Below are 24,891 nucleotides of genomic sequence, written 5' to 3'. Positions count from 1 at the left end.
GGCTCAAGACCATGGTGAGGCGAGCGGGGTGGATCGGGGCGGCGGCCGGCTGGGGGATCGTCGCGGGGTGGTGGATGCCGCGCGGCCCGTTGACGGGTGCGCAGGCGCTGTGGTCGGTGGGGCTCAGCGTCGCCGTGGGGGTGGCGGTCGGCCGGCTGAGCCGGTCACGGTGGTCGCTGCTGATCGCGCCGGCGGTCTTCGTCGTGGCGGTGGAGCTGCTGCGGCTGAGGGTGGACGGGCCGTCGGCCGACGCGCCGCACGCCAGTGCTTTCGGCTTCATCGTGCTGGTCACCGGGCGCGGCCTGCACGCGTTGCTGTCGGTGCTGCCCATGGTGCTCGGTGCCGTGTACGCCCGGCGCGGCACCGGCGGCCGGCGGTATCTGCGGCGTGCGGCGACAGGGTTGCTGAGCGCGGTGCTGCTGGCCGTGACGGTGGCGGTGGCCGTACCGGCCCGGACGCCCGGGATCGCGGGGGAGCGCAGCATCGCCGAGCTGACCCGGATCGACGCGGGCGGCCACCGGCTCGGCGCACTGATCCGGGGCGTCGACCGGTCGGCACCCGTGTTGCTGTTCGTGCCCGGGGCGCCGGGCGGCTCGGAACTGGGCGCGGCCCGGCGTCACCTACCCGAGTTGGAGAAGCGGTTCGTGGTGGTGACGCTGGACCGGCGCGGCGGCGGCTCGTCGTACCCCGCTCTGGATCCGACCGCGACGGTGACGCTGGACAGTGCGGTCGCGGACGTCGTCGCCGTCACCGAGGCGCTGCGCCGCCGGTTCCACCAGGACAAGATCTTCCTGCTCGGGCACTCCGGCGGCTCGATCCTGGGCGTGCTGGCGGTGCAGCGGCGGCCCGAGCTGTACCGGGCGTACATCGGCGCCGGGCAGGCCGTCGATCTGCCCGCGAGCGACAAGATCTGCTACGCCGACATCCTGGCCTGGGCGCGAGCCACGGGCCGCGGGGAGCTCTCCCGTACGCTGACCGCGCTCGGGCCGCCGCCGTACCGGGACGTCTACTCGTACGAGCCGATCATGCTGTACGCGAACCAGGTCTACGACTACGACCACTCGGGCAACGCGCCCGGGGCGGGTGACCCCTTCGACGGCATCGACGCCTCGGAGTACACGCTGTTGCAGAAGGCGCACACCGTCAACGCCGTGCTGGACACCTGGAACGCGCTCTACCCCCGGATGCAGAGCGTGGACCTGCGCCGCGACGTGCCGCAGCTGGAGGTGCCGGTCCATTTCGTGCAGGGCGCCCACGAGATGCGGGGCCTCGCCGCCCTCTTCACCCCCTGGTACGAGGCGCTGCGGGCGCCCGGCAAGCGGCTGACCGTGGTGCCGTCCGGTGGCCATCGGGCGTTCCTGGAACAGCCGCGCCGCTTCGCCGAGGTGATGGACGAGGTGCTGGCTCAGGCCGGGGGCAGCACCCGGTAGGTGAGGTGGGTGACCAGCGACGCGGAGCGGCCGGAGAGCTGCTCCAGGCGTACCGGCGGGATCCCGTCGAAGAGCCGCTCGCCGCGGCCCAGCACCACCGGCGCGATGTGCAGGCGCAACTCGTCGAGGATGCCGGCGGCGAGGGCCTGGTTGATCGTCGAGGCGCCGCCGGCCACGGAGATCCGTCCGTCGCCGGAGGCCTCGCGGGCCCGGGCGAAAGCCTCCTGAAGGCCGCCGGTGACGAAGGAGAAAGTGGTGCCGCCCTGCATCACCAGGTCGGCCCGCGGGTGATGGGTGAGGACAAAAACCGGCTTGTGGTACGGCGGGTCCTCGCCCCACCAGCCGCGCCAATCCGGATCCCAGTCGCCGCGCCCGGGGCTGAACATGTTGCGCCCCATGATGAACGCGTCGGCGGCGGTGATCGCGGCCAGTTCGGCGGTGTTCTCGTCCGGGGTGTCGAACATCCAGCGGTGCAGCTGCTCGCCGCCCTCGCCGATGGGATCCTGCCGGCTCTGCCCGGGCCCGGCCACGAAGCCGTCGGCGGAGACGGCGGGGTCGGAGGTCACGTACGCCATGGTCGTCGTCCTCTCAAACCGGTTGCTTTCTGCAATCGGTTTGGACGGTACCGGATACCGGTTGTAGAGTGCAACTGGTACGGCGATGTCGCTGCGCCGGTGAGGAGCCGACGATGACCGAGGAACACCGGTCCGGGTGCCCGATCAACCTGTCCCTCGAGGTCCTCGGGGACAAATGGTCGCTGCTGATCATCCGGGACATGATGTTCGGCAACCGCCGGCACTTCCGGGCGCTGCTGACCGAGAGCGAGGAGGGCATCGCGTCCAACATCCTGGCCGACCGCCTCCAGCGGCTGACCGCGCTCGGCATGCTGACCTCGGCGCCCGATCCCCGGCACAAGCAGCGCATCCGGCTCAGCCTGACCGAGCCCGCCATCCAGCTCGTGCCGGTGCTCGCCCACCTCGGCGCGTGGGGCCGCCGGCACCTGCCGGTCACCCCCGAGCTGGCCATCCGGGCCGAGCTGCTGGAACGCGGCGGCCCGGCGCTCTGGGAGGACTTCATGGACGAGCTGCGCGAGCTGCATCTGGGCGTCCCCCGCCCGGCCGGCACCGAATCGGTGCTGTCCCGGCTGACCGCCGCCTACCACGCCGAAGTGGCCCGGCGCGAAGCCGCGTAGTCGTCGAGTGGGCTCGGGGGAGGGGCCGTCTGAGCGCCGTCCGCGACCCGAGCGGGGACCAGGCTAGGTTCTGTCTCTTAGATCATCGAGCCGATCATGGGCGTCGATCGTTGGGTCGGGTGTGGCGCGTGGTGATCTGACAAACGAGGAATGGGCTGTGCTGGCGCCGTTGCTGCCGGCACAGCCGGTTCAAGGCAGGCGGTGGCGTGATCACCGACAGGTGATCAACGCGATCTGCTGAGTGAAACGCACCGGTTCGCCGTGGCGGGACCTGCCCGAACGTTACGGGCCCTGGAAGACGCCGTATCAACGATTCCGGCGGTGGGCGGCCGATGGCACCTGGGCAAGGCTGAAAGCGCAGGTCATCATGCTGGCCGAACTTGACGATGACATCGACTGGGACGCCCAGGTCGACGCGACGATCGTGCGGACTCATCAGCACGCGGCCGGGGCCGCAAAAAGGGGCTGAGTATCGCCGAGACGCAGGCACGGGAAAGCATCGGCCGCTCTCGCGGCGGGCTGACCACCAAGATTCACACCCTGGCCGACGGTCGAGGCCGGTCTCTGACCTCGCTGATCACGCCGGGACAAGCCGCCGATACCCAGCAGCTGATCCCGTTACTCGATCAGGTCCGAGTGTTACGACCTGGGCCCGGCCGGCCCCGAAAACGTCCCACCTCGTTAACCGGCGACCGGGCGTACTCGTCACGGGCGAACCGCAAAGCCTTGCGGGACAAGCACATCACCACGACGATCCCGCGACCGCGCGACCAGATCGCCAACCGGCTCCGCAAAGGTCGTAACGGCGGCCGGCCACCGGCGTTCGACCCGGCCGCCTATCGGCGGCGTAACCAGGTCGAACGCGGCTTCAACCGGCGCAAGCACTGGCGTGGGCTGGCCACCCGCTACGACAAGCTCGGCGCCCATTTCCAAGCCACCCTCGACATGATCGAGATGCTCGACTGGCTCCGCGCCGTACCCGACGGCCTTGATCTAAGAGACAGAACCTAGCCGCGCTCATCGACCGCTACGGCCGGGCCGTCGTCGTGGAGGGTGCCGGAGCCGCCCGCCGGTCCGCGTGAGTCAGCTGGTGATGTCGCGGCCGGCGAAGCGGGCCCACGCCGCCGACAGGAACACCAGGATGTAGGCGCCGGCCGACAGCAGCCCGGGCGTCAGCGCGTCGAAGGACACCGGGTCGCGCAGCAGCTCCCCGAAGTCCTGCCAGTGCCGGGTCAGCAGGTACGGGTGCAGCCAGTCCAGCTGCGGGATCTGCTGGAGCACGAAGCTGGCCACGGTCAGCATGGTCAGCGCGATGGTGGCACCCATCGGCTGCTCGGTGAGCGTCGACAGGAACAGCCCCAGGGCGCCCAGCGCCGACAGGCACACCCCGAGGAACAGGCAGACGCCGAGCAACCGCAGCAGGGCCTCGCCGAAGCCGGCCTGAGTGCCCGACAGCAGCGTGACGTCCCCGCCGCCGAAGAGGATCAGCCCGATCACCAGCCCCGAGACGGCCACCACCAGCGGCGCCAGGAACGCGCCGGCGACGATGCCGGCGTACTTGACGGCCAGCAGGCGGGTCCGGCTCACCGGCACGGTCAGCAGGTAACGCAGCGTGCCCTGGTTGGCCTCGCCGGCCACGGCGTCCCCGGCCAGCATCGCGACGGCGATCGGCAGGAACAGTCCCAGCTCGACGCCGAGCGCGGCCAGCGCCACGAAGAAGCCGTTGCCGGTGATCTGGGCGAAGAAGTCCGGACCGCCGCCGGGGCGGTCCGAGGTGTCCGGCGCGGCCACCTTCATGGCCACGGCCAGCACGACCGGTACGGCGGCCAGCGCGGCCAGGCCGACCTGATTGCGCCGGCGGACCGCGATCAGGCGCAGCTCGGAGCGCAGGAACCGGGTGGAGACCCGGCGTACCGGGGTCGCCGGGAGCCCGGACACCTCAACCGCTGACATCGAAGCCTCTTCCGGTCAGGGAGACGAACACGTCCTCGAGGCTGGGCGACTCGGCCGCGAAGCCGCGTACCGCCACCCCGTCGTGCACCAGCGCGGCCACCACCTTCTCCGGCGCGATCGCGCCGAGTTGCCCGGTGGCCTCGGCCGCCGTCTCGGCGACCTCGGTCAGGCCCAGCGTGCGCAGCACCCGGGCCGCCTGGGCGGGCTGGTCGGTCAGCACCCGGGCCCGCGGCGCCGCGTCCGAGCGCAGCTGCGCCAGCGGCTCCTGGGCGACCAGCCTGCCGCGGTGCATGACCCCGACGTGCGTGCAGACCTGCTCGACCTCGGCGAGCAGATGCGTGCTGAGCAGCACCGTCGCGCCCTCCGCGGCGAGCGCCCCGACCAGCGTGCGCACCTCGCGGGTGCCCTGCGGGTCCAGGCCGTTGGTCGGTTCGTCGAGGATGAGCAGCTCCCGCGGCACCAGCAGAGCGGCCGCGATGGCCAGCCGCTGCTTCATGCCGAGCGAGTAGGTGCGGTAGCGCTTGCCGGCTGCCGCGCCCAGCCCCACCCGGTCCAGGGCCGCGGCGATCCGGGCGTCCGACGTCCGGGCCTCGGCGCGGCGATCGGCCGCGTCCACCCGGCGCAGGTTGTCCCGCCCCGACAGGTACGGGTGGAAGCCGGGGCCCTCGACCAGCGCGCCGACGCGGGGGAGCACGTCGGCGGCGTGCTCCGGCATCGCCGCGCCGAGCAGTTCGTGCTGCCCGGCGCTCGGGCCGATCAGCCCCAGCAGCATCCGGATCGTGGTGGTCTTGCCCGAGCCGTTCGGGCCGAGGAAGCCGTAGACCGAACCGCGGGGGACAGCCAGGTCGACGGTGTCCACCGCGACCTGGCTGCCGAACCGCTTGGTCAGCCCCTGTGTGGCGACCGCGAGGTCAGTCACTTTCCGGCTGCCTCATACAGCTTCTCCGGGGCCACCGCGCCGACCAGGATCCGGCCGTCGTCGGTGATCAGCGCGCTGAACAGGGCGCTGGTGAGCAGGTGCCCGCTGCCCCAGCTGCCGCTGGTCTTCGGCAGTGTGCCGACGATCGCGTCCAGCTGCCCGGCCGCGCCGGCCGCGCCGTCCTCGGCCTTGGCCTTGGCGTCGTCACCCTTGGGCATCGTGGCCACCAGCACCGACGTCCAGCCCTTGCCGACGACCTTGGTGCCCTCGGCCGCTTCCTTCTGCGCCTTCTCCGCCTCGGGCGTGATCGCCTTCTCGCGCTCCTTGGCGATGTCGGACTCGCTGGGCTCGGTCACCTTGGTGCCCGGCGGCGGGTTGAAGGTGAACTGCTCGGCGTCCGGCACCTCGAAGCTGACCTGCTGGAACGCCACCCGTACGGCCGGGTCGTTGGCGCCCTTGGCATACACGTCCACGCCCAGCGGGATGTGCTTGTCCGCGTCGATGGCCAGGCGCACCTGGCCCACCAGCGAGGCGGTGTCACGCGGGGTGAGGACCAGCTCGTACGCGTCCCGGCCGGCGACCTTGGCCGCGCCGGTCGTGGTGACCGCCGTGGTCGGGTCGATCGCGGCGAGCGCCGCGTCGGCGGCCTCCTGCGGCGTCGACGGCACACCCGAGGGCAGCGCCTTGGGCCCGGCCGCGCCGGCCTTGTCCGCCGGCAGCTTGAAGTGCGTCGCCGAGCTGTCGGTGCTGCGCCACATCCACACGTCGGACCCGTTGCGGATCACGTCGGTCTCGCCGAGCGTGCCCATCAGGGCGAGGCGCGCCTTGTCCTCGCCGGCGTACCAGACCCGCGCGGTGTTGCTGCCCGCGACCAGATTCATGATCTCCGAGCTGCCGGCTCCGCTGGTGACGCCGGGCAGCGACGGCAGGCCCAGGTCGGCCGTCTGCACGACCGTGCCGGAGAAGCCGTCGACCTTCGCGTTCTGCACGTCGACCAGCAGCTGAGCCGCGCTGCGCTCGGGCAGCGAGGGGTCCGCGCTGGCGACGATCGTGCCCGCCGCGGCGCCGCCTCCGATGACGACGACCGCTGCCGCTGCCGGAACCAGCCAGCGCAGCGCGGGCCTTGACCTGAACACACTCACGATGAGCACCTCCCGTTGTCTGCAGCCATCCTGCGCCGCACCGGCTGTGACGCCGCTGAGAACATCCCCTAGGGGTTGCCCCACCCATGCCAAGGTAGTGGGGTGCGGTTGCTGGTGGTGGAGGACGAGGCGCGGCTCGCGGCTGCCCTGCAGCGGGGTCTGCAGGCCGAGGGGTTCGCGGTGGACGTGACCGGCGACGGTCAGGACGGGCTGGAGCTGGCCCGCCACGGTGACTACGACGCGATGATTCTCGACGTCATGCTGCCGCGGCTGTCCGGCTACCGGGTGGTGCGCCAGCTGCGCGCCGAGCAGAAATGGCTGCCGGTGCTGATGCTGTCGGCCAAGGACGGTGAGTACGACCAGGCGGACGGGCTCGACTGCGGCGCCGACGACTACCTGACCAAGCCGTTCTCGTACGTGGTGCTGCTGGCCCGGTTGCGGGCACTGCTGCGGCGGGGCACCCCGGAACGCCCGGCGGTGCTGCGCCACGGCGACCTGGAGCTGGACCCGGCGCAGCGCAAGGTGACCGTGGCCGGAGCCGAGGTGGTGCTGACCGCCCGCGAGTTCGCCCTGCTGGAATACCTGCTGCGCCGCCCGGGCGAGGTGGTCTCCAAGACCGAGCTGCTCGACCACGTCTGGGACGCCGCGCTGGACACCGCCGCGAACGCGGTCGAGGTCTACGTCGGCTATCTGCGCCGCAAGATCGGCCGGGAGCGGCTGGAGACGGTCCGCGGTGCCGGCTACCGGCTGGCCGCCGTCGACGGGTCCTGAGCATGACCTGGCTGCGCCGGCTCAGCCTGCGGGCGCGACTGCTGCTGGTGTCGGTGGTGGTGCTCTTCGTCGGGCTGGCCGGCGGCGGCGTGGTGCTGGTCGCGACGATGAACTTCGCGCTGCTGCGCACGGCGAACAAGGAGGCGCTGGACACCGCCGACGCCATCGCCGATCTGGTCGACGCCAAGACGGTGACCAGGCCGCTGCCGGCTGCTCCGGGCGTACGGGCGCAGATCGTCGACGCCCGGGACCGGGTACGCGCGGCGTCCACCGGCGCCGACCGACTGGTGCCGATCCTCTACCCGGACGAGCTGGACGCGCTGACCGACCGGGAGGGTCAGTTCATCCCCGGCCACCGGATCGGCTTCGAGGGCCGGGTCTGGGTGGTCATGGTGGCGGCCGGGCCCGCCGACGACCCGGTCCGGGTGCTGGTCGCGCGGCCCACCGCCGACCTGACCCAGGGGCTGCAGCTGCTGCGCACCACCCTGCTGCTCACGTTCCCGGCGCTGGTGGCGCTGCTCGCGCTGGTCGCCTGGCGGGTGATGGGCGCGACCCTGCGCCCGGTCGAGGCGTTGCGGGCCGGCGCCGAGGAGATCACCGGCGGCGCCCGCTCCGACCGGCTGCCGGTGCCGGACTCGCATGACGAGATCCACCGGCTGGCGGTCACCCTCAACGACATGCTGCACCGCCTGGACGCGGCCCGGGGACGCCAGCGGGCCTTCGTCGCCGACGCCGCCCACGAGCTGCGCAGCCCGCTGACCAACATGCGCACCGAGCTGGAGGTGGCGCAGCGGCTGCCGGACACCACCGACTGGCCGGCGCTCGCCGACGACCTGCTGACCGATGTGGACAGACTCAGCCGGCTGGTCGACGACCTGCTGCTGCTGGCCCGGTCCGACGACGGCAGCACCCGGGTCGAGGAACGGCGGATGGAGGCCGTCGAGCTGGGACAGCTGCTGGGCGAGGTCGCGGCCCGCTACCCGGCGGTGGAGTACGAACGCCCGGCCGTGCCGCTGCGCACCCGCGGGGACCGCGACGCGCTCGGCCGGGTGGTGGCCAACCTACTCGACAACGCCGTCCGGCACGCCGCGTCGTCGGTACGGCTCACGGTGGTGGCCGACGGCGCGTACCAGATGATCTCGGTCTCGGACGACGGCCCGGGCATCCCGGCGGCCGACCGGGAGCGGGTCTTCGACCGCTTCACCCGGCTCGACGACGCGCGGGCCCGCGACGCCGGCGGTTCGGGGCTGGGCCTGGCCATCGTCCGCGAACTGGTCCGCCGGCACCGGGGCACAGTGGTGCTGCGGGGCGCCTCCCCGCCGCCGGGGCTGCGCGTGGATGTCCGCCTGCCGGGCGCCTGACTTCAGCGCCCGCCGGGCTTGCGGCCGACGAACCGGGCCAGGGCCGCCTGCCCGGCCGGCAGATTGCACTCGGCGATCACGCGGTGCCACGGTCCGAAGCCCTCGTCGTCCAGGATGCCGCCGTCGACGATGAAGCCGATCAGATCGCGTTGCAGCTCGGTCAGCTCGGCGGCGGTGGTGCCTTCGGCCGGTGGTCCGTCCGGGAAGACGGCGCTCAGCAGCAGGGCGAGCAGGCGGGGATCGGCGCCGTACTGGTAGAAGGGCTCGGCCAGCAGCTGGGGCAGGCCGGGGATCGATCCGGGGACCAGGGTGGACAGCGCCCGGATTGCGCCGTCCCGCGGGGTGGGGTGCATCGGCCAGGCGTCGGCCTCGTCCGCCGAGCCCGGCCGGCCGACGAGGTCCGCCAGCTCGCGGGCCAGGTCGGGGTCCGGCTCATCGCTGAGACATACCAGCGCCATTGCCGCCGACCAGCGGGTCAGATCGTGCGGATGGTCGTGCCACCGGGCGATCGCGGGGACGAGCGCGGGATCGAGGGTCGTCGCGGCGGCGAGACACAGCGACGCGGCCACCTGCGGATCCTGCTCAGCGGCGAGCCGGGCGGCCAGCGCCCGCGCCGCGGCCGGACCGGCGGGCGACTCAGCGGGCGCGGCAGCGGATCCGGCGGGTGACTCGGCGGGATCGGTGGCCGCGGCAGCGGATCCGGCGGGCGGCGGCCGGCTCGGACCGGCGGGCGACCCGCCGGTCGCTGCGGTCCTCCGCCAGCTCGGCCAGGGTCGGCCCGGCGGTGCGGCGGCGCGGTGCCGGTTCGCGGTCGACGGCCATGATGTCGGCCAGCACCGCGTAGGCCGCCGCGCGGGCCGCCACTCCCGCACCGGCGAACGTGTCGATCAGGAACGGCACCGCCGCGACGGTGGCCGGATATCTCGATCCCTGATGGACGAGCAGGTCGCTCAGTTCGTCCGCCGCCGCACTGTCGCCGGTGGCGAGCGAGCGGAGCAGACCGGGCACGTCACCGGCCGGCCCGTACGCGTGGGTCAGGGTCTGCCAGCCGGGCATCCGGGGATCATGGGGCACGCGGAGAAATCAGCAGCCGGCGGCTCGCGAAATCCGCGGGAACTTTCCCGGGACGGTCACCGACCAATGACCGTGCCCGGCGCCCCGGCCGGGTCCGACCGGAAGGTTTCTGATGTCGCTGTTGAAGCGCTCGGCCGCGGTGGCCGGAATGGTCACCGCGCTCACCCTCGCCCTCGCTGTGCCCGCGTCCGCGCACGTCACGGTCAACGCGAACACCGCGGTGCAGGGTGGCTACGCCAAGGTCACCTTCCGGGTGCCGAACGAGAGCGACACCGCGAGCACCACCAAGGTCGAGGTCAACCTGCCGGCCGACACGCCGTTCGCGTCGGTGTCGCTCAAGCCGGTGGCCGGCTGGACCATGGCGCCGGTGAAGTCGAAGCTGGCCAAGCCGATCGAGGCGCACGGCACCCAGATCAACGAGGCGGTCACGAAGATCACCTGGACCGCCACCGGGGACGCGGCGATCAAGCCGGGCCAGTTCCAGGAGTTCGACGTCTCGCTCGGCCCGCTGCCGCAGGTGCCGCAGGTGGTGTTCAAGGCCCTGCAGACGTACTCGGACGGCAACGTCGTGCGCTGGATCGACGAGCCCACCACCGACGGCACCGAGCCGGACAAGCCCGCGCCGGTCCTCAAGCTCACCGCGGCCGCGGCGGCCGACGCGCCGGCCGCCGCCACCAGCAGCACCGCACCGACCGTCTCGGCGGCCGGCGAGGCGGAGCCGGACGGCAACGGGACCTGGGCCGGCATCGTCGGCATCGTGCTGGGGCTGGCCGCGCTGGTGCTCGGGCTGCTCGCGTACCGCCGCTCGGGTCAGAGCACCGCGGGGCAGTGACCGACGAGCAGGTGACCGGGTGGGCGCTCGCCGCGGGCCGGGGTGACCGGGACGCGGCGGCGGCGTTCGTCCGGGCCACCCAGCGGCAGCTGCGACGCTTCCTGCAGCACCTGGCCGGGCCGGAGGAGCTCGACGACCTGACCCAGGAGACGTACCTGCGGGCGCTGCGCAGCCTGCCCGGTTTTGCCGGCCGGTCCAGCGCCCGCACCTGGCTCTACACCATCGCGCGCCGGGTCGCCGTCGACCACGTGCGGGCCGCGGTCGTCCGGCCGCGGATCGCCCGGGTCGAGGACTGGCAGGGCGCGGCCGACGCGGCGCTCGGCGCCGACCGGCCGCGCTTCGAGGACGACCTGGCCCTGCGCGACCTGCTGGGGGCGCTGAGCGCCGAGCGGCGGGAGGCCTTCGTGGCCACCCAGCTGCTCGGTCTCTCGTACGCGGAAGCGGCCGAGGTCTGCGACTGTCCGGTGGGGACGATCCGCTCCCGGGTGGCCCGGGCCCGCGAGGATCTGGTGGCGGCGCTGGCCGCCAGCGGTGACCCGCGCCGCGGCCGCCCCTCGAACGCGGCGGGCTGACGGCCCGGTCAGCCGCCCGTGTAGGCCGCGTAGCACCGGTCGGCGCGTTCGCGGGCGACGGCCGGGTCGGTGCCGTCGGCGACGGCGGCCTCGGCCCAGCTGTCGCTGCTCAGCCGGTAGAAGAGCTTGCCCTCGTCGGAGACCATCCACGCCTCGATGGCCGCCTGGTCGCGGGGCGCCGCCGGATCCGCCAGGTGCATGGCCAGGCCGAGCAGGCCGGCGTCCCAGCCGATCCCGACGGCGCCGGGGCCGAACTGCTCCCAGAACTCGTCGGCGACGTGCGCGACGTGCTCCAGCTCGAAGCGGGTGCGCCCGTCGCCCTCCGGGACCAGACGGACCTCGATCCAGCTGACTTCTCCGTTGTACTCCCAGGTGGCGGCGAAGCCGTGCGGCTTGTCGCAGCGGGAGATCGTGCCGCCGGCGTTGCCCTCGAGCTGGTACTTGCCGCCCTCGCGGAGTTCCCCGCTGACCGGCAGGAACCAGCGGGTGATCCGTTCCGGGTCGGTCACCGCGTCCCACAGGTCGTCCTGGCCGGTGTCGTAGACCTGGCTGATGGTCGACACGCGGGCTTCGCCGGCCTCCAGGGTGCGTCCACCGGCCTGCCGCCGTACCGCGCTGACTTGCTGCTTCGCGTCAATCATCCGTCGCTCCGATCGTCGTCGCGGGCGGCGAGCCGCCGCTGTCGCTTACCGCGGGCCACCTCGGTGGCCAGCGCGTCCAGGTGAGGGGTCCAGAACCGGCGGAATCTGCTCAGCCACTCGTCGGCCTCGCGCAGCGCCGTGTCGTCGACCGCGTAGAGCCGCCGGGCGCCGTCCGGGCGTACCGTGGCGAAGCCGTTGTCGCGCAGCACCCGCAGGTGCTGGGAGACGGCCGGCTGGGAGATGCCGAACTCGGCCCGGATGACCTCGGTGACCGCGCCGGAGGGCTGCTCGCCGTCGGCGAGCAGCTCCAGGATGCGGCGGCGGACCGGGTCGCCGAGCACGTCGAAGGCATGCACCCCGCCACTGTGCCAGCCACGGCTTATATAAGTCAACTCTTAATTAACCGCCCGGCCCGGTGGACTGCTGCGATGCTGCTTCACGTGCGGTTCTGCTCGGTGGTGCTGGCGCTGAGCCTGCTGGCGGGCTGCGGCGATCCGGCGGCGCGGGCGCCGTCCACGACCCTGCCCCGGCCCTCGTTCGGAGCCTGGTCCGTCCCCGGGCCCTCGATGAGCGCCTCGCCCGCCGCGTCGACTGCGGCCTCGGCCCGCGCTTCGTCCACGGCGCCGGCCGCCGCCGTCAGCAGCGGGTGGGAGCTGACCGTCTACTACACCGCCGTGCAGAGCTTCCACGACGGCGAGCCCGAGACCGTCACCGGCTGCCGCGGGCTCGACTGCGCGCACGGCGACGAGGACCTGGGCGAGTATCCCGCCGACTTCGTCGCGGCGGTCAAGGACGAGGGCACCGGGCGTACGGTGGCCGGCACGTACCTGAACTGGTCGTACGACATCGGCTACTGGCTCGACACCGCCGCCCGGGACACCGCCGGCGCCCCGCTGCGCCCGTTCGTCTCGGCCGCCGCCGACCCCGGCGTGCTGCCTCGCGGCACGACCGTCCGCGTCGCCGGTTGCGGGCACACCGACGACGGAGCAGCCGCGCCCGAGCCGGTCTGTTCGGCTCTGCGGCGGGCCCGCTGGACCGTGACCGACGAGTTCACGCCCGGCCTCGGCGGGAGCAAGCACCTCGACCTCTACATCGGCGAGGAGACCGGACCCGGCTTCACCGACTCGGCCTGGTATCTCACCCTCACCGGGGCCTCGGTCAGGACGCGTACCGCTTAGCGGCCCGCTCGCGGGCCTTGGCCGCCTCGGTCTCGCGGTCCTTGGGCGGCGCGGTGGTGACGAGCTCGGCGAGCAGCTCCTCGGTCGCCGCCGCGACCGCGGCGACCGCCCGGTCGAACGCGGCCTGGTTGCGCTGCGACGGATTCGTCGACCCGGCTACCTTGCGCACGTACTGCAGGGCGGCCGCCTGAACCTCGTCCGGGGTGGCGGGCGGCTCGAAGTTGTGCAGCTGGCGAATGTTTCGGCACATGCGCAGAAGCGTAGTCACCGCGGGCCGGACCGTCAGGGCAGAACGCCCGGCGGGAACCACTCGACGGTCCGGAAGTCGCCGGTCTCCACCGTCTCGTAGGGCGCGCCGCTCACGCACAGCGGCACCGACTCGGTGTTGCCCGGATCGATCACCCAGCTGTAGCCGACCCGGTCGTGCCGGCCGTGGTCGTACACCGTGAAGCCGCGGCGCACGCCGATGAACTCCTTCAGGCTGCTGGCGGTGATGATCCCCGTGGCGACCGCCACCGGGCCGCCGACCGCCAGGCAGTCGATCCGCCCGCTGAACCAGGCCCCCTCGGTGCCGAGGTAGTGGCTGACCCGGAACGTCCCCCGGGCGTCCGGCCCGAGGCCGTGGGCGTCGAAGGTGAACCGGATGTCGTCCCCGGCGGCCCGCCACAACGTCGCCGAGCCGACCAGGCTGGGCTCGGTCGGCTTCGGGCGGGTGGCCGACGCGGCGCCACCGGACGTGATCAGGACGGCGGCCGCGGCGGTCAGGGCGAGAACTGCGCGCTTCATCATGCTTCCTCCAGGTCTCGGGTACTTCCGACATGGATCAGCCTGGTCCGTCGCGGCCCGGGACGACTCCCGCCCGGGAGGGAACCGGCTCCCTCTCAGGAGGGACTCACGAACCCCGACTCGTACGCGGCGATCACCGCCTGGGTACGGTCGCGGGCGCCCAGCTTGGCCAGCACGTTGCCGACATGGGTCTTGACCGTCTGCACACCCAGCACCAGCTGCGCGGCGATCTCGGCGTTGGACAGGCCCCGCGCCATCAGCCGCAGCACCTCGGCCTCCCGGTCGGTGAGGTCGGCCGGGGGCGTGCGGCGGCCGTACGCGGCCGCCAGCCGCCGGATCGCCGCCGGGAACAGCAGCGACTCGCCGGCCGCCACCACCCGGATCGCCGCCAGCACCTCGGCCGGACGGGCCCGCTTGAGCAGGAAGCCGCTCGCCCCGGCGCGCAGGGCGGCGTACACGTACTCGTCGTGCTCGAAGGTCGTGATGATCAGGACGCGCGGCGGGTGGGCGGCGGTGGCGAGCGCGTGCCGGGTGGCCTGCAGGCCGTCGATCGCCGGCATCCGCACGTCCATGAGCACCACGTCGGGGCGGGTCCGGGCCAGCAGCGGCGGAACGGCGGCCCCGTCGGCGGCCTCACCGACCACGGTCAGGTCCGGGGCGGTGGAGATGATCGCGGCCAGCCCGATCCGGACGAGCTCCTCGTCGTCGACCACGGCCACCCGGACCGGCTGGGCGGGGGTGCTCACCGGTGCCACTCCGCGCGTACCCGCCAGTCGTCGCCGTCCGGACCCGCGACCAGCTCGCCGCCCAGCAGTGAGACCCGTTCCCGCATCCCGGCCAGCCCGCGGCCGGGCAGCGGATTGCGCACCTCGACGACCAGGTCCGGACCGCGGGCGCTGACCCGCAGCGACACCGGCGCGGGCGCGGCGTGCCGCAGCGCGTTGGTCAGCGACTCCTGCACGACCCGGTACGCCTCGCGGGACAGCTCGACGGGCACGTCATCGAGCGCGCCGGTGGTCGCCAGCTGCGCGCCGGCGCCCGCGGCGAGCCGGGGGAGATCACGAAGGTCCGGCTGCCGGATCGCCGACGCCTGGCCCGGGCTGCGCGGGGCCGCCTGGTCCGGGCCGGACGGCGTCGTTCCGCTCGGGCCGGGCGGGCGTGGCGCGGTGCGATCGGTGGGGGAGCGGCCGGGCCGGTACCGCTCGTCGCGCAGCAGGCCCAGGACCTGGTCCAGATCCTCCAGGGCGGCCCGGCCCGTCTCCTCGATCGCGGTCAGCGCCCGCCGCGCGAAGGCCGGGTCACGTTCCAGCAGCTCACCGGCGGCGGCCGCCTGCAGCACGCTCACCGTCAGCGCGTGGCCGACCGAGTCGTGCAGGTCGCGGGCCAGCCGGTTGCGCTCGGCCAGCTTGCGCGCCTCGGCCCGTACCGCCGCGACCCGTTCGTCGGCCGACGGGCCCAGCAGCACCGGCGCCATCACGGCGGCCAGGGCGCCCAGCCCGGCGGTCGCGTAGCCGGTGGCGACCAGCAGGGCCACCCCCAGCAGTCCCAGGCCGGCGGCCGGCCAGCCGGTGTGCGTCATGATCAGTCCCGCGGCGACCGGCACGGCGACGAACAGCGCCAGCCCCACGATCGCGCCCACGCCGAGATGCACGGCGAACCACAGCGCCGCGCGCACCCGTGCCTCGGGCGCCGGCGTGGCGGGCGGGTCCGGCAGGTCGACGCCGAGCAGCCAGCGGGCGGCGGCGATCTCCAGTGCGCGCGCGCCGTGCAGGAAGGGCGGGGCGAGCCCGATGACGGCGGTCGCGGCGCCGAGCACCACGACGACGGTGACCGGCGTGCCGTCGTCGGCCGCCAGCCGGGCCAGACCCACCCCGACCAGCCCGTACGGCAACAGCAGAACGCCGCCGAGCAGCAGGAACGCAGCCCGCCGGTACGTCGTGGCGGCCACCAGCGGCCGGATCATCCGGGTCGCGGGGGACCGCTGGGCAGCCGCCGCGGGCGGGGTCCGGGGTGCCACGGTGGACATGCCGGGACCCTAGTGCGCCACGGCACCGGCCGCTGCCCCGGCGAGGTCCGGCCCCCGGGCCCGGATAGGTTCTGCGGATGACCGTGGACGTCGATGAGTCGCAGCCCGCTGCCGTTGCCACGCCCCGGCGTCACCGACGGTGGCTGGTTGCTCTGCTCATCGTGGTCATGCTCGGTCAGATGGCGGCCGCGATGGTGGTCACCTCGGTGCAGCAGACGCCGACCATCGACGAACCGGTCTACGTCGGCGCGGCCATCACCTACGTCCAGCAGCACAGCCTGCGCTACAACCCGGAACATCCCCCGCTCGGCAAGCTGATCATCGCGGCCGGGCTCGTGTTCGCCGATCCGCACGTCGATCCGCGCTACCGGGGCAACCAGTCCGAGCTGGGCCGGTACGTGCTCTACGAGGCCGGCAACGACCCGTACGAGCTGATGTTCGCCGCCCGGCTCCCGATGATCATCCTGACGCTGCTGTTCGGCCTGGTGGTGTTCGCCTTCGCCCGCGACCTGGTGGGACCGGTGGGCGGGCTGCTCGCCCTGGCCCTGTACGCCTTCTCGCCCGACCTGATCGCGCACGGGTCGCTGGCCACTCTCGACGTGCCGGCGGCCGGTTTCCTGCTGACCGCCGCGTGGCTGCTCTGGCGGGCCCGGAACCGCCCGCGGCTGTACCTGCCGCTGGCCGGGCTGGCGCTCGGTGCCGCGCTGGCGACCCGGATGAGCGCGCTGCCCGCGGTGCCGGTGGTGCTGCTTCTGGCGTTCCTGGCGGTCAGACGGCTGCGGGGGGTGGTGGCCGCGGCCGGGGTCGGGCTGATCGCGCTCGCGGTGGTGTGGGTCAGCTACCTCGTCGTCGACCCGACGCTGCACTTCCTGACCCCGATCGGCCTGCCCGAGCTCCACGGGCTGAAGCGGACGCTGGTGAACCTGGTGCCGATGCCGGAGCCGTACCGCGACGGCATGCGCATCCAGTTCGGCTTCGAGCAGCAGACGTTCAACGGCTTCCTGTTCGGCGAGGCGTACCGGGGCTCGCGCTGGTACTACCTGCCCGCGGCGATGCTGGTGAAGACGCCGCTGGGCATGCTGGTGCTGTGGCTGGCCGGCGCGGTCACCATGCTGACCGTGGCCCGGCTGCGGGCTGCGGCCCTCTACGTGCTGGTGATGCCGGCGATCCTGTTCGTCGTGGCCATGACGGGCGCCCGCAACTACGGCAGCCGGTACGCGATCTTCCTGCCGGTCTTCCTGGCCGTGGCCGCCGCGGCCGTGGTGACCCTGCGCCCGCGCTGGACCCGGGTCACGGCCGCGGCGCTGGTGGCGTTCGTCGCGGTCAGCTCGGTACGCACGTTCCCGTACTACCTGCCGTACTCGAACGAGGCCTTCGGCGGGCCGGCGAAGACCCACCTGCGGCTGCACGACTCGAACGTCGACTGGGGGCAGGACCTGGGCCGGGTCGCCGACCGGCTGCGCGAGCGCTACCCCGGCGAGCCGGTCTGGTTGCTGTACAAGGGCGCGGGGGTGCCGGCCGCGTACGGCATCGACGCGAAGGACCCGCGCGAAGTGCCGCCGGCCGAGGTACGCGGCCTGCTGGTGGTCTCGGACTCCACGATCGCGGGCGCGACCGGCCGCACCCGGGCACTGATCGCCGGCAGCGGCACACCGATCGACTCGGTGGGTCACTCGATCAGCATCTACCGGCGCCCGTGACGTCGCCCGGCCCGCCGCTCAGCGGGCGGTCGGTGCCAGGCCGAACTTGCCGTTCTCGGCCCGCAGCAGCAGGAACTTGGGCGTGGTACGGGTGCCGTCCGGGTTGAAGCTCAGCGGGCCGCTCATCGCGGCCAGGTCGGTGGCCGCGATCGCCTTGCGGACCGCCTCGCGGTCGGTGCTGCCCGCCCGCTTCACGGCGTCGAGGGCGACGTTCACCGCGTCGTACGCCTCGACCGTCGACGGCCCCGGCGGGGCGCCGAAGGCCGCCTGGTAGCGCTTGGACCAGTCGGCCAGCTCCGGCAGGAACTCCGGGAAGATGAGTGCGGTGCCGTACACGTCGCGGGACTGCGCGGGTGTCAGATTTTCCAGCAGCGGGCCGTCGGTCGCGCCGTCGCCGACGACGATCTTGCCGGTGAAGCCGTTGCCGCGCAGGTCCTTGATGAGCTGGCCGGCTTCGGCGTAGTAACCCGTGTAGTAGACGATGTCGGCCTTGCCGGCCCGTACCGAGCCGGCGATCCGGGAGTAGTCCGGCGCCCCCTGGCTCAGCTCGAACTGGCCGGTCACCGTCAGGCCGGCGGTGCGTCTCGCCGCCGTGGCCGTGGACTCGGCCAGGGTCACCGGGAAGCTGGTGCCGTCGTGCACCACCGCGACCCGGTGCCCGCCGAGGCGCTTCATCCAGTCGACCGCGAAGTCGGCCTCGGCGGTGACGGTGCCGCAGATCAGGAAGACGTTGTCGTACTTCGGCGCGAGCAGGTCGGTGGAGTTGGACTGGGCCACGACCATCGGCACGCCGGCCGCCCGGAAGATCTTCAGGGTGGGCACGGTGGCGCTGCTGCAGTAGCCGCCGACCGAGGCGACGATGTCCTTGCCGACCAGCGTCCGGGCGGCGGTCACAGCGGTGCCCGGGTCGCAGGCGTCGTCCTCGACGGCCAGCTCGACCTGCCGGCCCAGGATCCCACCGGCCGCGTTGGCCTCGCTGACGGCCAGCCGGGCCGCGTTGACCATGGCCTCGCCGGACGGGCTGCTGCGCCCGGTGAGCGGCACCAGGGTGCCCAGCCGGATCGTTCCCGGCGACGGCGCGGACCCACCCTCGGTCTCGGCCGCGGGCCCGCCGCAGCCGGCCAGTGCGGCCAGTACGACAGCCACGGCGACGCCGGACAGCACTCTGCGACTGCGCAATGGGACCACACCCCGTCCTTCGACTCATGGGTCTCTTCGGTCCCCGGTCCGGTCACCTGAGCCCATTCGCCTTCACCACCGCCCGTCGCTGCCGAATAGTCCGCCGTGATCAGCCGCATCCGGGGACGCAGTGTCGCGATGACGGCTGCCCTGGCGGGGGTGCTGCTGGCGCTGGCCGGCTACGTCATCCAGGGCACGGTGCACACCACCCGGGCCACCGAGCAGCAGAGCCACGCGCTGGTCGTCGACTCGCTGTTCTTCGAGGCGCGGATCGCGATCGCCATGCAGGAGGTGAACCTGCGGCACTACCAGGTCGAGCCGTCCGTGGCCGTCCAGCAGCGCTTCGACCAGGTCGTGCTGACGGCGAACGACACGCTGGCGCAGATCATCGCCGGGGACACCGGCCAGGCCCGGGCGGACGCGCTGCGGTTGCGGGACGAGCAGCTGGCGTACCAGGCCCTGGCCGAGCGGCTGATCGCGCTGATCGCCGACAGCGACCCCGCCCATGTCCAGCTGGACCGCCTCGAGGTGACGCCGGCCTTCTACACGTTGCAGGACGACGTGGACGAGGTGTCGCGGGCGTACCACGACGCCGCCCAGTTGCAGGTGTCCGCGTTGCGCCGGACCCAGGTACGGCTGCTGGTCGGCACCTCGGTCGGTTTCGCGGTCGGACTGACCCTGGTCGGCATGATCCTGCGCCTGGTGCTGAGCTACCAGCGGCGGCTGGTCGAACAGGCGGCGGCGAGCCGGCACCTGGCCCTGCACGACCCGCTCACCGGCCTGCCCAACCGCACCCTGTTCGGCCAGCGTCTGCAAACTGCCCTGGACGGCGTGACCGCGGGGACCGGCCATCAGGTGGCCCTCATGGTCATCGACCTGAACGGGTTCAAGGCCGTCAACGACACCCTGGGCCACCACGCCGGTGACCTGGTACTGCTCGAATCCGGGCGGCGGCTGGCCGCCGGGGTCGGCGCCGACGGCGTGGTGGCCCGGCTCGGCGGCGACGAGTTCGCCGTGCTGCTGCCCCGCGTGGCCGGCGCCGCCGAGGCCACCGAGCTGGCCGAGCGGCTGGTCGGCGCGCTGCGCCGCGACTTCGTCCTGGCCGAGGGCCCGGCCGCGATCAGCGGCAGCCTCGGCATCGCGCTCGGCCCGCTGCACGGCGCCGGCGACGAGCTGTTCCGGCACGCCGACGCGGCGATGTACCGGGCCAAGGGCAACGGCGGCGGGGTCGCCGTCTACGACGCCGCCGAGGACGCCGAGATCCCGGACCGGATGCAGCTCTTCGCCGACCTGCGGGCGCTGCTCGACAGCGGCGACCCGGACGGTCAGCTGCGGCTCTACTACCAGCCCCAGGTCCGCCTCAGCGACGGCGTCGTGACCTCGGTCGAGGCGCTGGTCCGCTGGCAGCACCCCGAGCGGGGGCTGCTGATGCCGGCCACGTTCCTGCCCGTCGCGGAGAGCCGGGGCCTGGAGATCCGGCTGACCGACCACCTGCTGGGGCTGGCGGTCCGGCAGGCCGCGCGCTGGCTGGCCGAGGGGCACACGTACCAGGTGGCGGTGAACGTGTCGCCCGGCTGCCTGATCGACGCCGGTTTCGTCCCCCGGGTGCTGAGCACGGTCGCCGACGCCGGCCTGCCGCCGCAGCAGCTGTGCCTGGAACTGACCGAGACCAGCATCATGGCCGACCCGGACCGGGCGGTCCGCGCGCTGCACGAGGTCCGCGAGCACGGCGTCACCGTGTCGGTCGACGATTTCGGCACCGGCTTCAGCTCGCTGGCCCAGCTGCGCCGGGTGCCGGCCGACGAGCTCAAGATCGACCGTACGTTCGTCCGCGACCTGACCCCGGGCACGCCCGACGCCGTCATGGTGCGCAGCGCGATCGACCTCGGGCACAACCTGGGGCTGTCCATGGTGGCCGAGGGCGTGGAGGACGTGGCCGCGCTGCTGCGGCTGCGCGAGATGGCCTGCGAGTACGCCCAGGGTTACGCACTGAGCCACCCGGTGCCCGCCGACCGGCTCCCGCAGGCCTGCCTCGACGCCGAGCACGTCGTGCGCCACGCGGTCGGTGCCGCGCTGACCGCCTGATCCGAGGGTGTGGACGGCTGCCGCCGGGGTATGCGCGCCCCATGGAAAAGGACGGCCTGCGCGCGAGCGTGACCTTCATCGGCAACGCGACGACCGTGTTGCGGCTCGGGGACTTCACCCTGCTGACCGACCCGAACTTCGTGTCCGCGGGCAGCCGGGTGCACCTGGGCTACGGCATGTGGACCCGGCGCCTGCTCGACCCGGCCTGCTCGGTCGCGGAGCTGCCGCCGCTCGACGCGGTGCTGCTGTCGCACTTCCACGGCGACCACTGGGACCGGGTGGCCACGGCCGAGGTGGGCAAGGCGACGCCGATCGTCACCACCCGAGAGGCCCAGCGCAAACTCCGGCGCCGCGAATTCGAGGAGGTTCTCGGCCTGCCGACCTGGGAGAGTCACGAACTCTCGCGGGGCCGGCAGCGGCTGCGGGTGACCTCGGTCCCCGGCCGGCACGGTCCCGGCCTGATGGACCGGCTGCTGCCCGACGTCATGGGCTCGGTCGTGGAGCTGGAGGAGGACGGCCGGTGCCGGCTGCGGCTCTACATCACCGGCGACACGCTGTACCGGCCGTTCCTGCAAGAGGTGCCCCGACGCTGTGGCGACATCGACGCCATGATCATCCATCTCGGCGGTACGAAGATCATGGGCATGCTGCTCACCATGGACGACAAGCAGGGCGTGGCCACGACCGAGCTGATCCGGCCGCGGCTCACCATCCCGATCCACAACGACGACTACGTGGTGCAGAAGACGCCGCTGAGCGCGTTCCTGCGCCGGGCCGGCGAGCACGGCCTCACCGGCGTCCAGCCGATCACCCGCGGCGACAGCCTGGAACTGCCACTGCGCTGAACCGCGGTCCCGGCCGGGCAGCCACCGCGCCGAGCCCTCGGCCCGCGCGGTGGCAGTCCGGGACCGGCTACGCCGTCGGTGCGGCCGCGGCCATGACCTGCGGGGTGCGCTCCCAGACGCGGTGCCGGCCGAGAGCGGCGACGAGCTGCTTGCGGTACGCGGCCGTCATGCCGTCGGCGAGCAGGATGCCCGGCGCCTCCACGTCGATGCCCGCGGTGCGCAGCGCCTGCACGCCGTCACCCCACGCGCCGATCGCCTTGGCGTGGCGGAACGCCTCCTGCAGCAGCACCGTCAGCTTCACGTCCGCCAGGTCGCCGGCGCCGCCCGCGATCAGGATCGCGTCGTACTCGATCGACCGCGTGGTCAGCAGCGTGCGCTCGATGATCTCCTTGCGCAGGCCCTTGACCAGCTCGCCGCCGTGCGACGCGATGACCCGGACGAGGGCGCCCTGGGCCGTCAGCGTGTCCCGCAGCTTGCCGATCCCGGCCAGGTCGGCCTTCGGCCCGGCGACCACGCCGACGACCCGGCCGGCGATCGGGCCCGGCACCCCGGTGACCTGCGACAGGGCGGCGGAGACCCGGACCTCGGCGACCGGCGTGCCGGCCGGGGCAGGCAGTCCCAGCCCCGCGGCGACCTGGGCGCACAGACCCGCGTCCACGTTGGCCAGCACGCCGAGCATGCGCTCGCGGATCGCCTGCTCGTAGCACTTGCCGAGCTCGAAGGTGAAGGCCTCGGCCAGGTGGATCCGCTCGACCTCGCTCAGGCTGGCGTAGAACATCGCCGGCTGGCTGAAGTGGTCGTCGAAGGAGACCGGGTTGGCCCGTACCTTCGCACCCTCGACGAGCCGCGGCACGTGCACGAAGCCGCCCTCCGGCTCGCTCGCCGGGGCCGGGCCCTCGGCCCCGGCCAGGCTGTTCGGCAGATACGGGGCGATGCCGCGGTGCACGGCGGTCTGGTGCATCCCGTCCCGCAGGTTGTCGTTGACCGGCGCGTGCGGCCGGTTGATCGGCAGCTGCGGGAAGTTCGGGCCGCCGAGCCGGGTGAGCTGGGTGTCCAGGTACGAGAACAGCCGCGCCTGCATCAGCGGGTCGTTGGTGACCTCGATGCCGGGCACCAGGTGGCCGGTGTGGAAGGCGACCTGCTCGACCTCGGCGTGGTAGTTGTCCGGGTTGCGGTTCAGGGTGAGCAACCCGATCGGCTGCACCGGGGCCAGTTCCTCCGGCACGATCTTGGTGGGATCGAGCAGGTCGATCCCCTCGAAGGTCTCCTCGGCGCTGTCCGGCATCACCTGGATGCCCAGCTCGTACTCCAGGAACGCGCCGGCGTCGATGGCGTCGGCCATGTCCCGGCGGTGGAAGTCCGGGTCGACCCCGGCGGCGAGCTGCGCCTCCTCCCAGACCAGCGAGTGCACCCCGGCGACCGGCTTCCAGTGGAACTTCACCAGGTGCGTGCCGCCGTCCGCGTCGACCAGGCGGAAGGTGTGCACCCCGAAGCCCTCCATGGTGCGGTACGAGCGCGGGATGCCGCGGTCGGACATGTTCCAGAAGACGTGGTGGGTGGCCTCGGTGTGCAGCGAGACGAAGTCCCAGAACGTGTCGTGGGCCGACTGCGCCTGCGGGATCTCCCGGTCCGGGTGCGGCTTGCCGGCGTGGATGATGTCCGGGAACTTGATGCCGTCCTGGATGAAGAACACCGGGATGTTGTTGCCGACCAGGTCGACGTTGCCCTGATCGGTGTAGAACTTCACGGCGAAGCCGCGGGTGTCGCGCACGGTGTCGGCGGACCCGCGCGAGCCCAGCACGGTCGAGAAGCGGACGAAGACCGGCGTCTCCTTGCCGGCCTCGGCCAGGAAGCCCGCCTTGGTGACCGACGCCGCGCTGCCGTACGCCCGGAAGACGCCGTGCGCGGCGGCCCCGCGCGCGTGCACGACGCGCTCGGGGATCCGCTCGTGGTCGAAGTGGGTGATCTTCTCCCGCAGGTGGAAGTCCTCCAGCAGCGAGGGCCCGCGGGGTCCGGCCTTCAGCGAATGGTCGGTGTCACTGAGCCGCAGACCCTGCGCCGTCGTGAGGAACTCCCCGGTCTGCAAGCCCTGTTCCGGTGCCAGCGCTGCGGTCAGCGGGGTGGTCGCCGCCGGCTCCATGGCCGCCGGGCTCGGCACGGTGGGCTCTGACCTGCGGGGGCGCTTCACTGCCATCTACTGTCCTCGTCTCGATACCGGGGCACCGGGAATCCGGGGCCCTGTCCCGGGTGCCCCATCGGCAAGGTCCGAAACGCTCTATTGGTCTATTTCCCGACCGCACTGTGGGCGGCGAAGGCCACCGCCCGCCGGGCCACGACGGTCCCGGCGGTCGTGATCGCGTTGTGCCCGGCCGCCGGCACGACATCGGTCACGGCGTACGGCGTCAGCCGCGCGGCCTGCCGCAGCCAGCGCGGCGGCGCGATGGGATCGTGCTCACCGCGCAGGAACAGCACCGGGGCCTGGACCAGCGGCAGCCGGTGATCGATGCGATGACGCACGGACAACCGCAGGGTGGTCAGGATCCGGCGGGGCCGCGCGTCACGCACGTCGGCCGCGATGATCCGGGCCTGCCGCGCGTCCTCCCAGACCAGATCGGCCAGCCAGCGGCGCGCCTGGCCGGTGGCCGTGGGCGCGGCCGGGTCCACCGTCGGGCCGACCAGGACGAGCGCGGAGACCAGATCGGGCCGCCGTACGGCCAGCTCGACGGCGACCTGGCAACCGAACGAGTTGGCGAGCACCCGCGCGGCGGTGATGCCCTCGGTGTCCATCCAGGCGGCGATGACCGCCGCGTGCTGCTCGACGTCGAAGACCTGCCGCGGCTTGCCGGACAGGCCGAAGCCCGGCAGGTCGGGCACGTGCACCGGGCCGCCGGTGAGTGCGGCGGCGGTCGGCATCAGGTAACGGTGCGAGACGGCCAGCCCGTGCAGCAGCACCCACGGCCGGCCGGTGGCGGCGGCCCGCGAGCGTACGTGCAGCCGCAGGCCGGCCACCGCGGTCCAGTGGCTGACGAATCCCTGGGCGGTCCGCGGTGCGGCCCGGGTCAGTAGGCGCTGGCCGGGAGTCATCCGTGCGATGCGTCGTATCACCTGCCGTACATACCCCCGGGCATCCCGGCGAACCTCAGGTGCCCCGATCGGCGGAACCGCCGCGGGGTGTCAACCGCTGCGGGTCGGGCGGCGATGCGGG

Annotated in this window: 25 protein-coding genes and 1 pseudogene; 11 read left to right on the top strand and 15 right to left on the bottom strand. The window is 73.1% G+C overall.

The features are described 5' to 3' along the window. Window positions 1–11: 11 nt before the first annotated feature. Window positions 12–1,430, top strand: coding sequence for an alpha/beta hydrolase (locus tag AB0C12_RS02525; RefSeq protein ID WP_360543338.1), 1,419 nt, complete (start codon window positions 12–14; stop codon window positions 1,428–1,430). Here the strand turns inward: AB0C12_RS02525 and AB0C12_RS02520 are convergent. Continuing rightward, window positions 1,406–2,005: a dihydrofolate reductase family protein gene (locus tag AB0C12_RS02520; protein ID WP_360543336.1), complete on the bottom strand. Its 600-nt coding sequence runs from the start codon at window positions 2,003–2,005 to the stop codon at window positions 1,406–1,408. The genes AB0C12_RS02525 and AB0C12_RS02520 overlap by 25 nt on opposite strands. A 113-nt stretch (window positions 2,006–2,118) precedes the next feature. Here AB0C12_RS02520 and AB0C12_RS02515 point away from each other — a divergent pair, with 113 nt between their 5' ends. Then, on the top strand, window positions 2,119–2,622 hold the full coding sequence (locus AB0C12_RS02515; RefSeq protein WP_360543334.1) for a helix-turn-helix domain-containing protein: 504 nt from the start codon (window positions 2,119–2,121) through the stop codon (window positions 2,620–2,622). 121 nt (window positions 2,623–2,743) lie between these two features. Continuing rightward, window positions 2,744–3,633 (top strand): annotated as a pseudogene (locus AB0C12_RS02510) (IS5 family transposase). 72 nt (window positions 3,634–3,705) lie between these two features. On the opposite strand, the gene AB0C12_RS02505 reads toward AB0C12_RS02510, so the two are convergent. From AB0C12_RS02505 to AB0C12_RS02495, 3 genes are read right to left on the bottom strand one after another with little or no spacing between them, the layout of a single operon-like run. After that, window positions 3,706–4,575 (bottom strand): ABC transporter permease, encoded by an 870-nt coding sequence (locus AB0C12_RS02505; RefSeq protein ID WP_360543332.1) that lies wholly within the window; start codon window positions 4,573–4,575, stop codon window positions 3,706–3,708. Beyond that, complete coding sequence (locus AB0C12_RS02500) at window positions 4,562–5,494, bottom strand: ABC transporter ATP-binding protein (protein WP_360543330.1); 933 nt, start codon at window positions 5,492–5,494, stop codon at window positions 4,562–4,564. Before AB0C12_RS02500 ends, AB0C12_RS02505 begins: the two co-directional genes overlap by 14 nt. Continuing rightward, on the bottom strand, window positions 5,491–6,636 hold the full coding sequence (locus AB0C12_RS02495) for a hypothetical protein (protein WP_360543328.1): 1,146 nt from the start codon (window positions 6,634–6,636) through the stop codon (window positions 5,491–5,493). The genes AB0C12_RS02500 and AB0C12_RS02495 overlap by 4 nt, the downstream gene beginning before the upstream one ends. A gap of 102 nt (window positions 6,637–6,738) precedes the next feature. Here AB0C12_RS02495 and AB0C12_RS02490 point away from each other — a divergent pair, with 102 nt between their 5' ends. Together AB0C12_RS02490 and AB0C12_RS02485 are read left to right on the top strand one after the other, a co-directional pair. Then, on the top strand, window positions 6,739–7,407 hold the full coding sequence (locus AB0C12_RS02490; RefSeq protein ID WP_212989447.1) for a response regulator transcription factor: 669 nt from the start codon (window positions 6,739–6,741) through the stop codon (window positions 7,405–7,407). A 2-nt stretch (window positions 7,408–7,409) separates the two neighbouring features. Continuing rightward, window positions 7,410–8,768: a HAMP domain-containing sensor histidine kinase gene (locus AB0C12_RS02485; protein ID WP_360543326.1), complete on the top strand. Its 1,359-nt coding sequence runs from the start codon at window positions 7,410–7,412 to the stop codon at window positions 8,766–8,768. A 2-nt stretch (window positions 8,769–8,770) separates the two neighbouring features. Here the strand turns inward: AB0C12_RS02485 and AB0C12_RS02480 are convergent, their stop codons facing one another. Together AB0C12_RS02480 and AB0C12_RS02475 are read right to left on the bottom strand one after the other, a co-directional pair. Continuing rightward, the gene (locus tag AB0C12_RS02480) at window positions 8,771–9,337 is read right to left on the bottom strand and encodes a hypothetical protein (RefSeq protein ID WP_360543324.1); all 567 of its coding nucleotides are present in this window, start codon (window positions 9,335–9,337) and stop codon (window positions 8,771–8,773) included. A gap of 67 nt (window positions 9,338–9,404) precedes the next feature. Further along, window positions 9,405–9,824, bottom strand: coding sequence for a hypothetical protein (locus AB0C12_RS02475; protein ID WP_360543322.1), 420 nt, complete (start codon window positions 9,822–9,824; stop codon window positions 9,405–9,407). Window positions 9,825–9,954: 130 nt separating this feature from the next. Here AB0C12_RS02475 and AB0C12_RS02470 point away from each other — a divergent pair, with 130 nt between their 5' ends. Further along, window positions 9,955–10,674 carry a YcnI family protein gene (locus AB0C12_RS02470; RefSeq protein WP_360543320.1) on the top strand — a complete coding sequence of 240 codons (720 nt, stop codon included), beginning with the start codon at window positions 9,955–9,957 and terminating at the stop codon, window positions 10,672–10,674. Beyond that, the gene (locus tag AB0C12_RS02465; RefSeq protein ID WP_360543318.1) at window positions 10,671–11,246 is read left to right on the top strand and encodes a sigma-70 family RNA polymerase sigma factor; all 576 of its coding nucleotides are present in this window, start codon (window positions 10,671–10,673) and stop codon (window positions 11,244–11,246) included. Before AB0C12_RS02470 ends, AB0C12_RS02465 begins: the two co-directional genes overlap by 4 nt. Before the next feature lie 8 nt (window positions 11,247–11,254). Here AB0C12_RS02465 and AB0C12_RS02460 read toward each other — a convergent pair whose 3' ends face one another. Both AB0C12_RS02460 and AB0C12_RS02455 read right to left on the bottom strand, forming a co-directional pair. After that, window positions 11,255–11,887, bottom strand: a complete 633-nt coding sequence (locus AB0C12_RS02460; protein ID WP_360543317.1) for an SRPBCC family protein — start codon at window positions 11,885–11,887, stop codon at window positions 11,255–11,257. After that, entirely contained in the window at window positions 11,884–12,243 is a 360-nt protein-coding gene (locus AB0C12_RS02455) for a metalloregulator ArsR/SmtB family transcription factor (RefSeq protein ID WP_360543313.1), read from the bottom strand. Before AB0C12_RS02455 ends, AB0C12_RS02460 begins: the two co-directional genes overlap by 4 nt. A 72-nt stretch (window positions 12,244–12,315) precedes the next feature. On the opposite strand from AB0C12_RS02455, the gene AB0C12_RS02450 reads away from it, so the two are divergent. Further along, on the top strand, window positions 12,316–13,065 hold the full coding sequence (locus AB0C12_RS02450; RefSeq protein ID WP_360543311.1) for a hypothetical protein: 750 nt from the start codon (window positions 12,316–12,318) through the stop codon (window positions 13,063–13,065). Here AB0C12_RS02450 and AB0C12_RS02445 read toward each other — a convergent pair. The 4 genes from AB0C12_RS02445 to AB0C12_RS02430 form a co-directional block, all read right to left on the bottom strand. Then, window positions 13,046–13,315: a DUF2277 domain-containing protein gene (locus AB0C12_RS02445; protein WP_212989454.1), complete on the bottom strand. Its 270-nt coding sequence runs from the start codon at window positions 13,313–13,315 to the stop codon at window positions 13,046–13,048. The two genes, AB0C12_RS02450 and AB0C12_RS02445, sit on opposite strands and share 20 nt — an antisense overlap. Window positions 13,316–13,347: 32 nt before the next feature. Further along, a complete protein-coding gene (locus tag AB0C12_RS02440; RefSeq protein ID WP_360543309.1) occupies window positions 13,348–13,854 on the bottom strand; it encodes a hypothetical protein in 507 nt (168 codons plus the stop codon). Between the two features lie 92 nt (window positions 13,855–13,946). Further along, entirely contained in the window at window positions 13,947–14,597 is a 651-nt protein-coding gene (locus tag AB0C12_RS02435; RefSeq protein WP_360543307.1) for a response regulator transcription factor, read from the bottom strand. Beyond that, window positions 14,594–15,877 carry a histidine kinase gene (locus AB0C12_RS02430; protein WP_360543305.1) on the bottom strand — a complete coding sequence of 428 codons (1,284 nt, stop codon included), beginning with the start codon at window positions 15,875–15,877 and terminating at the stop codon, window positions 14,594–14,596. Before AB0C12_RS02430 ends, AB0C12_RS02435 begins: the two co-directional genes overlap by 4 nt. Before the next feature lie 77 nt (window positions 15,878–15,954). Here AB0C12_RS02430 and AB0C12_RS02425 point away from each other — a divergent pair, with 77 nt between their 5' ends. Continuing rightward, window positions 15,955–17,577: a glycosyltransferase family 39 protein gene (locus tag AB0C12_RS02425; protein WP_360543303.1), complete on the top strand. Its 1,623-nt coding sequence runs from the start codon at window positions 15,955–15,957 to the stop codon at window positions 17,575–17,577. Between the two features lie 18 nt (window positions 17,578–17,595). Here the strand turns inward: AB0C12_RS02425 and AB0C12_RS02420 are convergent, their stop codons facing one another. Continuing rightward, window positions 17,596–18,756 (bottom strand): branched-chain amino acid ABC transporter substrate-binding protein, encoded by a 1,161-nt coding sequence (locus tag AB0C12_RS02420; protein WP_360543301.1) that lies wholly within the window; start codon window positions 18,754–18,756, stop codon window positions 17,596–17,598. 138 nt (window positions 18,757–18,894) lie between these two features. Here AB0C12_RS02420 and AB0C12_RS02415 point away from each other — a divergent pair, with 138 nt between their 5' ends. Then, on the top strand, window positions 18,895–20,841 hold the full coding sequence (locus tag AB0C12_RS02415) for an EAL domain-containing protein (RefSeq protein ID WP_360543300.1): 1,947 nt from the start codon (window positions 18,895–18,897) through the stop codon (window positions 20,839–20,841). Window positions 20,842–20,882: 41 nt separating this feature from the next. Next, window positions 20,883–21,686 carry an MBL fold metallo-hydrolase gene (locus AB0C12_RS02410; protein WP_360543298.1) on the top strand — a complete coding sequence of 268 codons (804 nt, stop codon included), beginning with the start codon at window positions 20,883–20,885 and terminating at the stop codon, window positions 21,684–21,686. 67 nt (window positions 21,687–21,753) lie between these two features. Here the strand turns inward: AB0C12_RS02410 and AB0C12_RS02405 are convergent, their stop codons facing one another. Together AB0C12_RS02405 and AB0C12_RS02400 are read right to left on the bottom strand one after the other, a co-directional pair. Beyond that, complete coding sequence (locus AB0C12_RS02405) at window positions 21,754–23,880, bottom strand: catalase (protein WP_360543296.1); 2,127 nt, start codon at window positions 23,878–23,880, stop codon at window positions 21,754–21,756. Window positions 23,881–23,969: 89 nt separating this feature from the next. Continuing rightward, the gene (locus tag AB0C12_RS02400) at window positions 23,970–24,770 is read right to left on the bottom strand and encodes an alpha/beta hydrolase (protein ID WP_360543294.1); all 801 of its coding nucleotides are present in this window, start codon (window positions 24,768–24,770) and stop codon (window positions 23,970–23,972) included. Window positions 24,771–24,891 lie beyond the last annotated feature (121 nt).

It is taken from the genome of Actinoplanes sp. NPDC048967 (genome assembly GCF_040649415.1).
Taxonomy (GTDB): Bacteria; Actinomycetota; Actinomycetes; order Mycobacteriales; family Micromonosporaceae; genus Actinoplanes.
Note: the sequence above shows the minus strand (reverse complement) of the source record. Positions and strands in the feature narration are given on the sequence as shown.

Bases quoted from the DNA above. Each gene is read 5' to 3' on its own strand.
- AB0C12_RS02525 (WP_360543338.1), top strand. From the start codon at position 12: ATGGTGAGGCGAGCGGGGTGGATCGGGGCGGCGGCCGGCTGGGGGATC.
- AB0C12_RS02505 (WP_360543332.1), bottom strand. From the start codon at position 4,575: ATGTCAGCGGTTGAGGTGTCCGGGCTCCCGGCGACCCCGGTACGCCGG.
- AB0C12_RS02445 (WP_212989454.1), bottom strand. From the start codon at position 13,315: ATGTGCCGAAACATTCGCCAGCTGCACAACTTCGAGCCGCCCGCCACC.
- AB0C12_RS02425 (WP_360543303.1), top strand. From the start codon at position 15,955: ATGACCGTGGACGTCGATGAGTCGCAGCCCGCTGCCGTTGCCACGCCC.
- AB0C12_RS02450 (WP_360543311.1), top strand. From the start codon at position 12,316: ATGCTGCTTCACGTGCGGTTCTGCTCGGTGGTGCTGGCGCTGAGCCTG.
- AB0C12_RS02475 (WP_360543322.1), bottom strand. From the start codon at position 9,824: ATGCCCGGCTGGCAGACCCTGACCCACGCGTACGGGCCGGCCGGTGAC.
- AB0C12_RS02470 (WP_360543320.1), top strand. From the start codon at position 9,955: ATGTCGCTGTTGAAGCGCTCGGCCGCGGTGGCCGGAATGGTCACCGCG.
- AB0C12_RS02405 (WP_360543296.1), bottom strand. From the start codon at position 23,880: ATGGCAGTGAAGCGCCCCCGCAGGTCAGAGCCCACCGTGCCGAGCCCG.
- AB0C12_RS02485 (WP_360543326.1), top strand. From the start codon at position 7,410: ATGACCTGGCTGCGCCGGCTCAGCCTGCGGGCGCGACTGCTGCTGGTG.
- AB0C12_RS02515 (WP_360543334.1), top strand. From the start codon at position 2,119: ATGACCGAGGAACACCGGTCCGGGTGCCCGATCAACCTGTCCCTCGAG.
- AB0C12_RS02410 (WP_360543298.1), top strand. From the start codon at position 20,883: ATGGAAAAGGACGGCCTGCGCGCGAGCGTGACCTTCATCGGCAACGCG.
- AB0C12_RS02430 (WP_360543305.1), bottom strand. From the start codon at position 15,877: ATGTCCACCGTGGCACCCCGGACCCCGCCCGCGGCGGCTGCCCAGCGG.
- AB0C12_RS02460 (WP_360543317.1), bottom strand. From the start codon at position 11,887: ATGATTGACGCGAAGCAGCAAGTCAGCGCGGTACGGCGGCAGGCCGGT.
- AB0C12_RS02400 (WP_360543294.1), bottom strand. From the start codon at position 24,770: ATGACTCCCGGCCAGCGCCTACTGACCCGGGCCGCACCGCGGACCGCC.
- AB0C12_RS02440 (WP_360543309.1), bottom strand. From the start codon at position 13,854: ATGATGAAGCGCGCAGTTCTCGCCCTGACCGCCGCGGCCGCCGTCCTG.
- AB0C12_RS02415 (WP_360543300.1), top strand. From the start codon at position 18,895: ATGACGGCTGCCCTGGCGGGGGTGCTGCTGGCGCTGGCCGGCTACGTC.
- AB0C12_RS02520 (WP_360543336.1), bottom strand. From the start codon at position 2,005: ATGGCGTACGTGACCTCCGACCCCGCCGTCTCCGCCGACGGCTTCGTG.